Genomic DNA, 13,432 nt, shown 5'->3' on the forward strand with positions numbered 1-13,432 from the left:
GCGGGTTGGGCGCGGTCGCGCTTCGCGCTCGCGGATCGAGGCTTGGCCTCGATCCGTTTTGCTGTGCCTCAGTCACCGGCGCGCGCGTCCGCGCGCTTGGTTTGCGCGCCGGGGGCTGGTGTGCTGGGGGCGGCTGACGGGCTGGGCGCGGTCGCGCTTCGCGCTCGCGGATCGAGGCTATGCCTCGATCCGAAACGCGGGTGCGCCTACTCGGTGGGTGGCGTCGGGGTCGGCAGCGCGTCCGGGTCGCGGGGCAGGGCGAGGCCCGCGGGCCGGGGCGGCGCGCCGGGGGCGGCACCCGGTTCCGGCGGGAAGCCGCCGGCGTTCTGCACCACGGTGCGCACGCCGCCCGCGGCCTCCGTCGCCGCGGCATAGGCGACATCGCCCCAGAAGCGCTCCAGCACCCCGGCGGGCACCTCGTTCAACTGCAGCACGCGGCCCAGATCCTCCCCGTCGCGGCGGGACACCGTCCACAGGATCTCGATCCGCTGCGTGCGCGTCCGGGGCTGGTTCACCACATCCACCTGGCCGGTGACGGCGAAGCGCGCGCCCTCCGTCACGTCCTGCACCAGCATGCCCTGCTGGGCGAGCGCCTCGCGCAGCCGCACCGTCAGCGCGCGGTTGCCGTCGCCCGGCGCGCCGCGCACCTCGGGCACGAAGATGCGCGGCGGGCCGGCGACGGACAGCGCGGCGGGGTCGGAGGATTTGCGCGCGGCCTCCGCCCGCAGCAGCAGCTGCGCCACGCGCGGCGCGGCATCCCGCGCGGCGGCGCGCAGCGTGTCGGCGCTCGCCACCGACCAGTCGCGCGCGGGGATGAGCGCGCCCTCGGCCGCGCCCTGCGCCTGGCCGTCCGGGTCGGTCAGGCGGTAGCGCGGCACCACGCTGTTGCCCTGCAGCGATGCCTCGACCGTCAGCCGCCAGTCGAGCGGCAGCGGCGCGGTCGCGGCCGCCGGCACCTCGTTCGCGAGCAGCGTCTCGGACAGCGCCTCGGCGAAGGCCGCCGCGCGCGCGGCGGGCAGCAGCGCGCCGGCCGGTTCGGGAATGGCCAGCCGGTAGGCCGGCGGCGCCGTCAGCGCGCCGGCCATGCCGCCGGGATTGCCGCGGAAGGGCTGCGGCAGGTCGCCGCAGGCGGCCAGCGCCAGCAGCGCGGCGACCGCGAAGACGCGGCGGGTGAGGGCGCGCATGCTCAGACCATCGCCGCGCAGGTGACGAGGAAGGTGAGCAGCGTCAGCAGGCCGAGCATCATCAGGTAGGGCATGTCCACTTGTGTGGCGCGGCGGGCGGCCGGCGCAAGGGTGTTCACGCCGGCAACGCGATGGCCGAGAGCTGGTGGCCGATCGGCCCGCCCCCGGCCAGCGTGTTGCGGCGGTGGCTGAAGAAATCGGCCTCGGCCGCCAGCGTGTCGTGCGGTGTCACCTCGACCGCGACGGACGCGGCGGACAGGCGCGCGGCGCAATAGCCCGCCAGGTCGAACTGCCAGCGATCCTCCCGCCGGCCGGGGGCGAAGAACCGGGCATCGGCTGCATCGCGCGCTAGCACCGCGTCGCGCAGATCGGCCGCGACCTCATAGGAAGGCTGGCGGATGCAGGGGCCGACCGCGGTCACGATCGAGGCGCGCCGCGCGCCGAGGGCGACCATGGCGTCGATCGTGGCTTCGAGCACGCCGGCGACCGCGCCGCGCCAGCCGGCATGCGCCGCGCCGATCACGCCCGCCCCGGCATCGGCGAAGAGCACCGGCGCGCAATCGGCCGTGACGATGCCCAGCGCCACGCCCGGCCGGCGCGTGACCATCGCATCCGCCTTCGGGCGCGCATCCAGCGGCCAGGGGGCGTCCAGCACGGCCACGTCGGGCCCGTGCACCTGCGTCAGCGCCGCCAGCGCATCGCCCGGCACGCCCAGCGCATCCGCCGCGCGGCGCCGGTTCTCGGCGACCGCGTCCGCGTCGTCCTTGCCCGACAGCGAGCAGTTCAGCGCCGCGAAGGCGCCGGAGGACACGCCGCCGCGCCGGGTGAAGAAGCCATGCGGCAGGCCCGCGCGGGCCAGCGTTCCGGCGGTGACGAAGACGGCCATCAGGGGTCCTCGAAGCCGGGCAGGGGCGGCAGGCCCGGATGGGTGAAGCAGATCGCCTTGAACAGCCGCCCCATATGCTCGGGCGCGGCGAGCCGCTGCGCCGCGGCGAGATGCGCCGTCGCGCGCCTGGGGTCCATCCGCGCGAGGATCGCCGCGCGGCTGAACAGGCCGAGCCGGGCGAGGAACACCCCCTGCGGCACCGGCCCGTGCACCGCGGCACCCGCCTTGCGCGCCACATCGGCCAGCGCGGCGAAATCGACATGGGCGGTGATGTCGGCCGTCCCGGCGGGGCCGAGCGGATCGGCGCTGCCCTGCGCCGTCATCGCCTGCAGGCTGTCGCCGAAGCCGCCTTCCTCCGGCCCGTAGTCGAGGAACAGCGCCGCGCCCCCAAGGGCCGCGACGCGCGCGGCGATGGCGGCGGCGATGGCGCGGCCGGTCTCGTTCACCTCCTGCACCGCGCCTTCCTCGGCCGTTTCGGGCAGGGGCGGGGCGTCCTGGGCGGGGCGTTCCTCGAAGGCGCCGGCGCTGACGAAGCGTTCCATCCAGGCGCCGCCGCGGCGGACGAACTGGCGGATCGGCAGCGCGTCGATGAACTCGTTGGCGAGGATGATCGCCGGGCCCTGCGGCAGCGTCGCGATGTCGTCGTGCCAGCCGGCCACGGCGGTGCCGAGCATGTCCGCCTGCGCCTGCCGCAGCCGGGGGGATGTCTCGACCAGGTGCACGCGCAGCGCGGCACGGAAGGCGGGCGCCATCTCGGCCGTCGCGCGCAGCGCGTCGGCCATCAGCGTGCCGCGGCCCGGGCCGAGTTCCACCAGCGCGACCGGGCCGGGGCGCCCCATCCCTTCCCAGGCGATCGCGGCCCAGAGGCCGAGGATCTCGCCGAAGGCCTGGGTCATCTCCGGGGCGGTGATGAAGTCCCCGCCGGCGCCGAAGGGCTCGCGCCCGGCGTAGTAGGCGGCGGCGGCGCGGCGCATGAAGCGGTCGAGCCGCTCGGCCGGTTCCCCCCCGCCGTCGTCGGGCGAGAAGGTGCGCTCATGGTCGGGCGGCAGGCCTTCAGACATGGCGCGCCCTTCCGCGCTGGATCAGCCAGGCGCCGACCAGGATCATCGGCACCGAGAGCAACTGCCCCATCGTCGCGCCGGCGAAGAGGAACCCCAGATGCGCGTCCGGCTGGCGGAAGACCTCTCCGACGATGCGCGCGACGCCGTAGCCCGCGAGGAAGGCGCCCGAGAGGATGCCCGGCCGCGCCCGCACCCATTCGCTGCGCGCGAGCACCATCAGCAGGGCGAAGAGGCAGGCGCCTTCCAGGAAGGCCTGGTAGAGCTGGGAGGGATGCCGCGGGTCGGGCCCGCCGGTCGGGAAGACCATCGCCCAGGGCACGTCCGACACGCGCCCCCACAGCTCGCCGTTGATGAAGTTGGCGAGCCGGCCGAGGCAGAGGCCGATCGGCACGACGCAGACCACCCGGTCGGCGAAGGCGACCCAGTCGATCCCGTTGCGGCGCGCGAACAGCCAGCAGGCGACGATGACGCCGAGCGCCCCGCCATGGAAGGACATGCCGCCCTGCCAGACGTACAGCGCCTCCCACGGCGCCGTCACGTAGTAGCCGGGGCGGTAGAACAGCACGTAGCCGAGCCGCCCGCCGAGGATGATGCCGAGCGTCACCCAGGTGACGAAGTCGTCCACCTGCTCGGCGGTCGCGACCTCGGGCGTCCGCCGCACCAGCACGCGCGCCAGCCGCCAGCCCAGCAGGATGCCGGCGATGTAGGCCAGCGCGTACCAGCGGATGGCGAAGGGGCCGATCTCGACCAGCACCGGGTCGATCATCGGGAAGGGGATGGCGAACATCATCAGGCGAAGGGGTCCTCGGCGCGCAGCAGCACGTCCCGGACGTAGCGCGCCACGCCGTCCTCCAGCGCCACGGGCGGCTTTGCGAAGCCCGCGCCGCGCAGCCGGTCCATCCGCGCTTCCGTGAAGTACTGGTACTTGCCCTTGAGGTCGTCGGGCATCGGCACGAAGCGGATTTCCGCGTTGCGGCCGAGTGCGGCGTAGATCGCGCGCGTCAGGTCGAGGAAGCTGCGCGCCCGGCCCGACCCGATGTTGTACAGGCCGGACGCGGCGGGGTTCGCCTCCAGCCACAGCATCGCCGCGACGCAATCCTCGACATGGACGAAGTCGCGCTTCTGCTCCCCATCCGCGATGCCCTCGCGGTCGGAAGCGAACAGCGTCGCTTCCTCCCCGCGCATGATCTGGTTGAACTTGTGCAGCACGACCGAGGCCATGCGCCCCTTGTGGTGCTCGTTCGGCCCATAGACGTTGAAGAAGCGCAGCCCCGCCCAGGATGGCGGGCGCGGCCGGCCGAGCGCGAGCAGCTGCGCCACGCGCCGGTCGAAGGCGAGCTTCGACCAGCCATAGAGGTTGAGCGGGCGCAGCCGCGCGAGGCCGGCCGGCGAGAGGTCGTCCTCGAAGCCCTGGGACCCGTCGCCATAGGTCGCGGCGGAGGAGGCGTAGATGAAGGGCACGCGCGCTTCCGCGCACCAGTCCCACAGGTATTGCGGCAGCGCGATGTTGGTCGCGGCCACCAGGTCGCCGTCGGTCTCGGTCGTCGCGCTGATCGCGCCCATGTGGAACAGCGCGCGCACCGGCGGGTGGCGGCCGAGGAAAGCGCGCAGTTCCTCCGGCGGCACGATCGCCGCGACCGGGTGCTTGGCGAGGTTGCGCCACTTCTGGCCCTGGCGAAGGCGGTCGACCACCACCACTTCCTCACCGCGGGCGCACAGCGCCGCGACAAGGTTCGATCCGATGAAGCCGGCGCCGCCGGTGACGATGTGCATGGCCGGATCGTTCCGCAGCGCGTCCCTTGGGGGCCTTGAGAGGGGGGGCGCGGCGGTATAGGCCCCCCCAGGACGACGCGGCAACCCGGCCGCATGGGAAGGAGCAGGGCTATGGCAGGCGATTCCGGCCGCGCGAAGTTCATGGACGACCTGGCGGGGGTGGCGGGCGGCGCCTTCTCGGTGCTCGCGGGCCTGCGGACCGAGGCCGAGGCCATGGCGAAGTCCCAGGCCGAGGCCATGGTCCGCCGCTTCGACCTGGTGAAGCGGGAGGAGTTGGACGCGGCGATGGAGGTGGCGCGCCGCGCCCGGGAGCAGGCGGAGGCGCTGGAAGACCGCGTCGCCGCGCTGGAAGCCCGGCTTGCCGCGCTTGAGGCTGGCGGGGAATCCTCACGCGAAACCTGAACTAATCATTGCAACCGTTGGACTCTTGCGACGCGATTCCGCGTCTGCGTAATCTGCCCCTCGTATCCGGCCGCCCGATTCGCACCCCATATCTTGTGGGTGCCGGGCGGCAGCCCCGGGCAAGGAGGTGCCGCATGTCCGCCTCTCTCCAGATGGACCGCGAGCGTTCCACGAACCCGCTGGACATCCTCGAACAGATCATCGCCGCCAATGAATGGGCCTTCGAGCGCCGTTCGGACGGGGAGATGGCGGCCGAGGCCCCCGGCAAATGGTGCGACTACGGGCTGCACTTCGCCTGGTCGCACGAGATCAGCGCCATGTCCTTCACCTGCACCTTCGACCTGAAGGTGCCGGCGGAGCGGCGGGAGAAGCTGTACGAGCTGCTGGCGCTGGCCAATGACCGGCTGTGGATCGGCCATTTCGGCATCGAGGCCGAGGACGGCGTCCCCGTCTTCCGCCATTCCGTGCTGCTGCGCGGCGCGCCCGGGGCGAGTGCCGAGAGCCTCGAGGACATGGTCGACATCGCCATCACGGAATGCGAGCGCTTCTTCCCCGCCTTCCAGTTCGTCCTGTGGGGCGGCAAGGCGCCGGCCGAGGCGCTGGCGGCGTCGATGCTGGATTGCGTGGGCGAGGCCTGAACCCGCCGCGCGGGGTCACACCCCGCGCGCGCAGTGCAGCATCGTGACGGCGCCGTTCGCCGCGATCTGAAGGTCGATCTCGTCCGGCCGCGTCCAGCCCAGGACGGTCGTGCCCGTCGACGGGTCCGTGGCCCGTTCCTGCGGCGCGCCGAAGGCCCGTTCCAGCCGCGCGCGCAGCGCCGCGCCCTGGCCGGCCCCGCCGGTCGCGGAGACGCAGACAAGCCCCCCCGTCCGCCCATCGAAGGCAAAGGCGACCGTCAGCGCGAGCGTCGCGGCGCGGAATTCCGCCGTCGCGCGGTATTCCATGCGCGCCGCCGGCACCGGGCGGCGTTCCCCGGCCGGCAGGGGGCGCACCGCGCCGCGCCCGGCGGTGGCGACCTGCGCCTCGCTCATGCCCCAGCGCGTGTATTCCCAATGCGCCGCGGCGGGCGCGGCGGGCAGCAGCGCGAGCGCGACCAGCGCGGCCGCGCCGCGCGGCAGGCGCGCGAACCGCACAAGAAATCGTCGTTTGGCAGGGGATGCCATTCCGTGTCGATTGCGTTCCGTTAGGGGACCGGCGGATCCCATCCCGGGATCGCATGGCGTCGGACCGAAGCCTGATCGGAGAACGCTCATGTTCGACTGCACATCCGTTCCCCCACATCCGGTACACCACCGCGACTGCGGCTGCGCCCCGCCCGGCCGGCGGGCCCTGCTCGGCCTTGCCGCCGCGGCGCTCGGCGCGACCGCGCTGCCCCGTGGCGCCGGCGCGGCGAGCGGGACCTACGATGCCATGCTGCTGAACTGCATCGACCCGCGCTTCACGACCCACGGGCTGTTCTTCATGGCCTCCCAGGGCATGCGCGACAAGTACAGCCAGTTCGTCGTGGCCGGCGGGCCGATCGGCGCGGTGCATCCGCGCTTCGCCGCCTGGCACGCGGCCTTCTGGGAGAACCTGGCGGTCTCGGTGCAGCTGCACAGCATCACGCGCGTCGTCGCCCTGACGCACCGGGATTGCGGCGCGGCGAAGATCGCCCTGGGCGACGCGGCCGTCGCGACGCGGCAGGCCGAGACGCTGTCGCATGGCGAGGCGCTGCGTGCCTTCCGCGCCGAGGCTGCGCGCCGGCAGCCCGCGCTCGCGGTCACCGCGGGCATCATGGACCTCGACGGATCCGTGCAGCCAGTGGCCTGAAGCGCCGCCGCGGGCGGACGGGCGCTACAGCGTCCGCCCGTGGCAGGCCTTGAACTTCTTGCCCGACCCGCAGGGGCAGGGCGCGTTGCGCGGCGTGCGGTGCCAGGTGGACGGGTCGTTCGGATCCACCCCCTGCGCGATCGGCCGCGGCGCCGCGGTGCCGATGGCCATGGGCACGGGCTCGTAGCCGGTGCCGCCATTGGCCATTTCCAGCTCCGCGGCCGCCATGGCCGGGTCCGGGTGGCGCATGTCGAGGAAGCCGATGCCCTCGGGGGAGGGCAGCGGCGTCTCGGGGCGCAGTTCGATCCGCAGCAGCAGGGACGTCACGCGTTCCCGCAGGTCGGACAGCATGCCGTTGAACAGCGCGAAGGCTTCCGACTTGTACTCGTTCAGCGGGTCGCGCTGGCCATAGGCGCGCAGCCCGATGCCCTGGCGCAGGTGGTCGAGCGCCAGCAGGTGTTCCTTCCACACCTGGTCGAAGACCTGCAGCAGCAGGGACTTCTCGACCTGCCGCATGATGTCCGGGCCGACATTGGCCGCGCGCGCGGCGTAGGAACGGTCGGCCGCTTCCTCGAGCCGCTCGCGCACCGCCTCGTCGTCGATCCCTTCCTCCTTCGCCCATTCGGCGACGGGGACGTCGAGGTTGAGGACGTCCTGCACCTGGCGCTGCAGGGTCTCGAGGTCCCATTGCTCGGGATAGGCGTTCTCGGGGATGCAGCGGGCGACGATGTCGCCGATCGTCTCGCGGCGCATCTCCTGGATCGTCTCGGCGACCTCGTCGGCCATCATGAAGGCGCGGCGCTGGGCATACACCTCCCGCCGCTGGTCGTTCATGACGTCGTCGTACTTGAGAAGGTTCTTGCGCATGTCGAAGTTGCGCGCCTCGACCTTCTTCTGCGCCTTCTCGAGCGCCTTGTTGATCCAGGGGTGGACGATCGCCTCCCCGTCCTTCAGGCCGAGCTTGGTCAGCATCCCGCCCATGCGGTCCGACCCGAAGATGCGCATCAGGTCGTCTTCGAGGGAGAGGAAGAAGCGCGACGCGCCCGGATCCCCCTGGCGGCCGGAGCGGCCGCGCAGCTGGTTGTCGATGCGCCGGCTCTCGTGCCGCTCGGTGCCGATGACGAAGAGGCCGCCGGCCGCCTTCACCGCCGGGCGCACCGCCTCGACCTCGGCCTTGTGCTTGGCGACCGCGGCCTCGTAGGCCTCGCCTTCGTTCGTGCCGACCTCGTGGCGGGCCAGCATCTCGTAGTTGCCGCCCAGCTGGATGTCGGTGCCGCGGCCGGCCATGTTGGTCGCGATGGTCACCGCGCCCGGCCGGCCGGCCTGGGCGACGATGCCGGCTTCCTGTTCGTGGTAGCGGGCGTTGAGCACCTGGTGCGGGACGTTCTTCTTCTTGAGCAGCGCGGAGATCAGCTCCGACTTCTCGATGCTCGTGGTGCCGACCAGCACGGGCTGGCCGCGGTCGCGCGCCTCGGCGATCAGCGCGGCCACCGCCTCGTACTTCTCGGCCGCGGACCGGTAGACCTCGTCGTCGCTGTCCTCGCGCGCCACCGGCACGTTGGTCGGGATCTCCACCACCTCGAGCTTGTAGATCTCGGCGAACTCGTCGGCCTCGGTCGAGGCCGTGCCGGTCATGCCCGACAGCTTGGGATAGAGCCGGAAATAGTTCTGGAAGGTGATGGAGGCGAGCGTCTGGTTCTCCGGCTGGACGGTGACGTACTCCTTCGCCTCCAGCGCCTGGTGCAGCCCGTCCGAGTAGCGCCGGCCTTCCATCATGCGGCCGGTGAACTCGTCGATGATGACGATCTTGTCCTGCCGCACGACGTATTCGACGTCGCGCCTGAACAGCGTGTGCGCGCGCACCGACTGGTTCAGGTGGTGCACCACCGTCACGTTGCCGATGTCGTACAGGTCGCCTTCCGTGACGAGGCCGGCGTCCTTGAGCATCTGCTCGACGCGCTCGCTCCCTTCCTCGGTCAGGGTGACGGTGCGCTGCTTCTCGTCCTTCTCGAAGGTCGTCTCGTCCTTCACCAGCTCCTTCACCACCTCGTTCACGGTGCGGTAGAGGTCCGAGGAATCCTCGGAGGGGCCTGAGATGATGAGCGGCGTGCGCGCCTCGTCCACCAGGATGCTGTCGACCTCGTCGACGATGGCGTAGGCGAAGTCGCGCTGCACCATCTCGGCCAGCGAGTACTTCATGTTGTCGCGCAGGTAGTCGAAGCCGTACTCGTTGTTGGTGCCGTAGGTGACGTCGCAGGCATAGGCCGCGCGGCGCTCGTCGTCGGTCAACCCGTGCACGATCACGCCGACCGTCAGGCCGAGGAAGCGGTAGATCCGCCCCATCCATTCCGCGTCGCGGCGGGCGAGGTAGTCGTTCACCGTGACGACGTGCACGCCCTTGGCCGGCAGCGCGTTGAGGTAGACCGGCAGGGTCGCGACCAGCGTCTTGCCCTCGCCGGTCTTCATCTCGGCGATCTTGCCCTCGTGCAGCACCATGCCGCCGATCATCTGCACGTCGAAATGGCGCAGGCCGAGCACGCGGCGGGCGGCTTCGCGCACCGTCGCGAAGGCTTCCGGCAGCAGGGCGTCGAGGGTTTCCCCCTTCGCCAGCCTTTCGCGGAACAGCGCGGTCTGGCCGGCCAGCGCCTCGTCCGACAGCGCCTGCATCTTCGGCTCGAGCGCGTTGATCGCGGGCACGCGGGACTGGTAGCGCTTGAGGGCGCGGTCGTTGGAGGTGCCGAAAAGGGCGGCGGCAAGTCGGGCGAACATCGGGGGTGTCGGTCTCCCGCGCCCGCCGGATCCTGCCGCGGGCGCTCGCGGAACGCGCCGCGCCGTCCAACCGTTGCCGGTACGGGACGGGTCGCGGCGCGGCCCCGGCAGAGATAGGCGGCCGGGCAGGGCGGGTCAACGTTCCGCGCCTTGTCGCCCCATGAGGCTTCGGCCATGTTCCGGCCATTCCCGGATCCGAGAGCCCATGACCCTGCGCCCCCGCCCCGCCTTCATGCTCCGCGCGGGCCTCGCCCTGGCGCTGGCCGCCGGCCTGCCGGGCCTGGCCCTGGCCCAGCCCACCCCGGCCACCCCGCCGGGGGACCCGGTGGTGGCCCGGGTGGATGGGGAACCCATCCTGCTGTCGGACCTCGCCGCCGCGGCACGGGACCTGCCCGAGGAAGTGCGCGGCGCGCCGCCGCAGATGCTCTATCCCCTGTTGCTCGACCAGATGATCGCCGGCCGCGCCGTGACCGCCGCCGCCCGCCGCGCCGGGCTGGACCGGGAGGAGGAGGTGCGCGCGCGCATCCGCCGCGCCGAGGAGCAGGAGCTCCAGCAGGCCTGGCTGAGCCGGGAGATCGCGACGCGCGTCACCGACGAGGCGATCCGCGCCCGCTACGACCGCGAGATCGCGGCCCGCCCGGCGGAGGAGGAGGTGCGCGCCCGCCACATCCTCGTGCCCACGGAAACCGAGGCCCGCGCCGCGCTCGCCGAGATCCGCGGCGGCGCCGACTTCATGGCGGTGGCGCAGCGGCGCTCGACCGGCCCCGGGTCACGGGAGGGCGGGGACCTCGGCTTCTTCCGCCGCGGCGACATGGTGCCCGAATTCGCCGAGGCCGCCTTCGCCCTGCAGGCCGGCCAGGTCAGCGAGAACCCGGTCCGCTCCCCCTTCGGCTGGCACGTGATCAAGGTGGAGGAGCGCCGCCGGTCCGCCCCGCCGCCCTTCGAGGAGGTCTCCCAGGCCATCCGCCAGCAATTGCTGGAAGCCGAGGTGCAGGCCGCCGTCGAGCGCGCGCGGACCGCCGCGCGGGTGGAACGCTTCAACCTCGACGGATCGGCCCCGCGCCCGACCGACGCGGCCGAGCCGCCCGCCCCCGCCGCCCCCGCCCGCCCGGGTGCCGCGCCGATCCGCCGTTGACCCCTTCTTCGACCACAAGCAAGAGGAAACGCCCATGGCCGGCCAGGCCCATCCCGTCTCGCCCCTCGCTTTGCCGCTGCCCGAGATGCCGCCCGTCCCGGGCGTGCGCGTCGCGACCGGCATGGCCGAGATCCGCTACCGCGCGCGGGAGGATGTGATGGTGATGGCCTTCCCGGCCGGCACCACCGCCGCGGGTGTCTTCACCAAGAACCGCTGCCCCGGCGCGCCGGTCGAATGGTCCCGCGCCGCGCTCAAGGGCGGCAAGGCGCGCGGCCTCGTCGTCACCTCGGGCAATTCGAACGTCTTCACCGGCAAGGCGGGGCGGGAGACCTGCGAGCGCACGGCGGCCGAGGCCGCGCGCATCCTGGGCTGCAAGCCGCGCGAGGTGTTCCTCGCCTCCACCGGCGTGATCGGCGAAAGGCTGCCGACCGAGAAGCTGGTCGGCGCCTTGCCCAAGGTGTTCGGCGCCACCACCGAGGCCGGCTTCGCCCCCGCGGCGAAGGCGATCATGACCACCGACACCTTCCCCAAGGCGGCGACGCGCACGGCGCGGATCGGCGACGCGACGGTGACCATCGCGGGCATCGCCAAGGGGTCGGGGATGATCGCCCCCGACATGGCGACGATGCTCTCCTTCCTCGCCACCGACGCTAAGATCCCGGCCGCCGCGCTGCAGGCGCTGCTGAAGAAGGGCTGCGACCGGTCCTTCAACTGCATCACGGTGGATTCCGACACCTCCACCTCCGACACCGTCATGCTGTTCGCGACCGGTGCGGCGAAGCATCCGCGCGTGCCGGCCGAAGGCGGGCCGGTGCTGAAGGACTTCGCCCGCGCGCTGAACGAGGTGCTGATGGACCTCGCCCTGATGGTCGCGCGCGATGGCGAGGGCGCGCAGAAGCTGATCCGCATCGACGTGACCGGCGCGACCACGGCGCGATCCGCCCACCGCATCGCCATGTCGATCGCCAATTCCCCGCTGGTGAAGACCGCGATTGCGGGGGAGGACGCGAATTGGGGCCGCATCGTCATGGCCGTCGGCAAGTCCGGCGAGCCGGCCGACCGCGACAGGCTGTCCATCGCCGTCGGCGGCACCTGGATGGCGCGCGAGGGCGGCGTGGTCGACGGCTATGACGAGACGCCCGTCGTCGCCCACATGAAGGGGCGGGAAGTCGAGATCACCGTCGACATCGGCCTGGGCCGCGGCAAGTCCACCGTGTGGACCTGCGACCTGACGCACGGGTACATCGACATCAACGGGTCGTATCGGTCCTGACGGGGGCGGTCCCGTTAGCCTATCCAAGCGCGCGAGGACCGAAGCATTCTCGTGGCGCGTGTGAGCCGGGACGCAGGCGCATCGCGGCGCCAGTCCGGCGCGACCCGTCGCAATGATCGTCGTGCCGGACGGGATGTGCCAGGCCGAGGGCTCCGAGCCTCACTGCCGTCGATGCCGCCGCCTTCGTGCCAGGGGCGATGCCCGGGACCGCGAAGCCGCGGGTGTGGGGCGGTAGCCGACCGTCCGCAGGCGTGCGCGCGCGGTCAGGCCGGTGCCCGCGCCCACGCTTCGTGAAGGCGTTCGACCAGTCGCGCGACGCGGCTGGCCACGCTGTCGAAGTCGTGCCGTCGCTGCCCGGACCGCTGGTCCATGTAGAGGTCCCGGCGAACCTCGATCATCACGGACCGTACCGCGCGGGTCGTGTTCCAATGCTTCGCGGGCACGATGCTGCCGCTGAAGGGCCTGTTCAGCGCGACCGTCGCGAAGTCTTGCGCGGTGACGATATCCACCACGTCCCGATTGTCCTCGAAGGGCGAGTGGAACAGGTCGGTGCCGATGCAGATCTCGGGCCTCGCCGGATCCTGGTCCGGCTCGTGGGGCAGGGGGACCGACGAGAACGAGTGGACATCGATGATCAGGCAGCGCCCATAGGCCGCCAAGGCGGCATCTACGGCCTCCGTGAGCCGGGCGTGGTGCGGCCAGTACCAGCGGTCCATCAGGGCGGCGCGATGCTCCGGATCGGCGTGGCGCAGCGGCTCGCCCGTCGAGAGCCGGGTGTACATCGCCCCCATGCCCTTGCCGGCCATCGGCTCGTCCCTGTCGTCGTGGAAGCGCTCGGGATCCACGACAAGCCGGCTGACAGGGAAGACGATGCGCGTCGCCGGGATGGCGATGCCCGCGACGAGTTCCTCGGTCCACGCATCGGTCATGCGCAGGAGTTCCTCGGCGAGCCGGCGGTCGTCTGGAAGGTAGCGGTGGCGCTCCTCGTCCGGGATGCTCCTGGAGGCGTGGGGGATGTGGAGGAGCAGGGCGGTCATTCTCACCCCAGGATAGGCGTCGGAGCCTCGTCCGTCATCGCGGGAGGCCGGATTCCGGATGGCCCGTGACGCGGGCGTACATCGACATCAACGGGTCGTATCG

The 13,432-nt window shown here is 72.3% G+C and carries 13 protein-coding genes; 5 read left to right on the forward strand and 8 right to left on the reverse strand.

Features of this window, described 5'->3' with window-relative positions:
• Positions 1–206: 206 nt before the first annotated feature.
• The 5 genes from J5Y09_RS02040 to rfaD all read right to left on the reverse strand — a co-directional run bounded on the left by J5Y09_RS02040 (position 207) and on the right by rfaD (position 4,904).
• The gene (locus tag J5Y09_RS02040; RefSeq protein WP_209350037.1) at positions 207–1,184 is read right to left on the reverse strand and encodes a hypothetical protein; all 978 of its coding nucleotides are present in this window, start codon (positions 1,182–1,184) and stop codon (positions 207–209) included.
• Positions 1,185–1,299: 115 nt separating this feature from the next.
• Complete coding sequence (pgeF, locus tag J5Y09_RS02045; RefSeq protein WP_209350038.1) at positions 1,300–2,070, reverse strand: peptidoglycan editing factor PgeF; 771 nt, start codon at positions 2,068–2,070, stop codon at positions 1,300–1,302.
• Positions 2,070–3,044 carry a class I SAM-dependent methyltransferase gene (locus J5Y09_RS02050; protein WP_245216779.1) on the reverse strand — a complete coding sequence of 325 codons (975 nt, stop codon included), beginning with the start codon at positions 3,042–3,044 and terminating at the stop codon, positions 2,070–2,072. Before J5Y09_RS02050 ends, pgeF begins: the two co-directional genes overlap by 1 nt.
• 79 nt (positions 3,045–3,123) lie before the next feature.
• Complete coding sequence (lgt, locus tag J5Y09_RS02055; RefSeq protein ID WP_209350040.1) at positions 3,124–3,921, reverse strand: prolipoprotein diacylglyceryl transferase; 798 nt, start codon at positions 3,919–3,921, stop codon at positions 3,124–3,126.
• On the reverse strand, positions 3,921–4,904 hold the full coding sequence (rfaD, locus tag J5Y09_RS02060) for an ADP-glyceromanno-heptose 6-epimerase (protein ID WP_209350041.1): 984 nt from the start codon (positions 4,902–4,904) through the stop codon (positions 3,921–3,923). The genes lgt and rfaD overlap by 1 nt, the downstream gene beginning before the upstream one ends.
• 111 nt (positions 4,905–5,015) lie before the next feature.
• On the opposite strand from rfaD, the gene J5Y09_RS02065 reads away from it, so the two are divergent.
• Positions 5,016–5,306: an accessory factor UbiK family protein gene (locus J5Y09_RS02065; RefSeq protein WP_209350042.1), complete on the forward strand. Its 291-nt coding sequence runs from the start codon at positions 5,016–5,018 to the stop codon at positions 5,304–5,306.
• A 134-nt stretch (positions 5,307–5,440) separates the two neighbouring features.
• Positions 5,441–5,944, forward strand: coding sequence for a type III secretion system chaperone family protein (locus J5Y09_RS02070; protein WP_209350043.1), 504 nt, complete (start codon positions 5,441–5,443; stop codon positions 5,942–5,944).
• 15 nt (positions 5,945–5,959) lie between these two features.
• Here the strand turns inward: J5Y09_RS02070 and J5Y09_RS02075 are convergent, their stop codons facing one another.
• Positions 5,960–6,439: a hypothetical protein gene (locus J5Y09_RS02075; protein ID WP_209350044.1), complete on the reverse strand. Its 480-nt coding sequence runs from the start codon at positions 6,437–6,439 to the stop codon at positions 5,960–5,962.
• A 118-nt stretch (positions 6,440–6,557) separates the two neighbouring features.
• Between J5Y09_RS02075 and J5Y09_RS02080 the strand changes: the two genes are divergently transcribed.
• Positions 6,558–7,115, forward strand: coding sequence for a hypothetical protein (locus tag J5Y09_RS02080; RefSeq protein WP_209350045.1), 558 nt, complete (start codon positions 6,558–6,560; stop codon positions 7,113–7,115).
• 24 nt (positions 7,116–7,139) lie between these two features.
• Here J5Y09_RS02080 and secA read toward each other — a convergent pair whose 3' ends face one another.
• Positions 7,140–9,884, reverse strand: coding sequence for a preprotein translocase subunit SecA (gene secA / locus J5Y09_RS02085; RefSeq protein WP_209350046.1), 2,745 nt, complete (start codon positions 9,882–9,884; stop codon positions 7,140–7,142).
• A gap of 205 nt (positions 9,885–10,089) precedes the next feature.
• Here secA and J5Y09_RS02090 point away from each other — a divergent pair, with 205 nt between their 5' ends.
• Both J5Y09_RS02090 and argJ read left to right on the forward strand, forming a co-directional pair.
• Positions 10,090–11,019, forward strand: a complete 930-nt coding sequence (locus tag J5Y09_RS02090; protein ID WP_245216736.1) for a peptidylprolyl isomerase — start codon at positions 10,090–10,092, stop codon at positions 11,017–11,019.
• 34 nt (positions 11,020–11,053) lie between these two features.
• The gene (argJ, locus tag J5Y09_RS02095; protein WP_209350047.1) at positions 11,054–12,292 is read left to right on the forward strand and encodes a bifunctional glutamate N-acetyltransferase/amino-acid acetyltransferase ArgJ; all 1,239 of its coding nucleotides are present in this window, start codon (positions 11,054–11,056) and stop codon (positions 12,290–12,292) included.
• Positions 12,293–12,555: 263 nt separating this feature from the next.
• Here argJ and J5Y09_RS02100 read toward each other — a convergent pair whose 3' ends face one another.
• Complete coding sequence (locus J5Y09_RS02100; RefSeq protein ID WP_209350048.1) at positions 12,556–13,329, reverse strand: N-formylglutamate amidohydrolase; 774 nt, start codon at positions 13,327–13,329, stop codon at positions 12,556–12,558.
• Positions 13,330–13,432: the final 103 nt, after the last annotated feature.

This window comes from Roseomonas nitratireducens (assembly GCF_017813355.1).
GTDB lineage: Bacteria > Pseudomonadota > Alphaproteobacteria > Acetobacterales > Acetobacteraceae > Neoroseomonas > Neoroseomonas nitratireducens.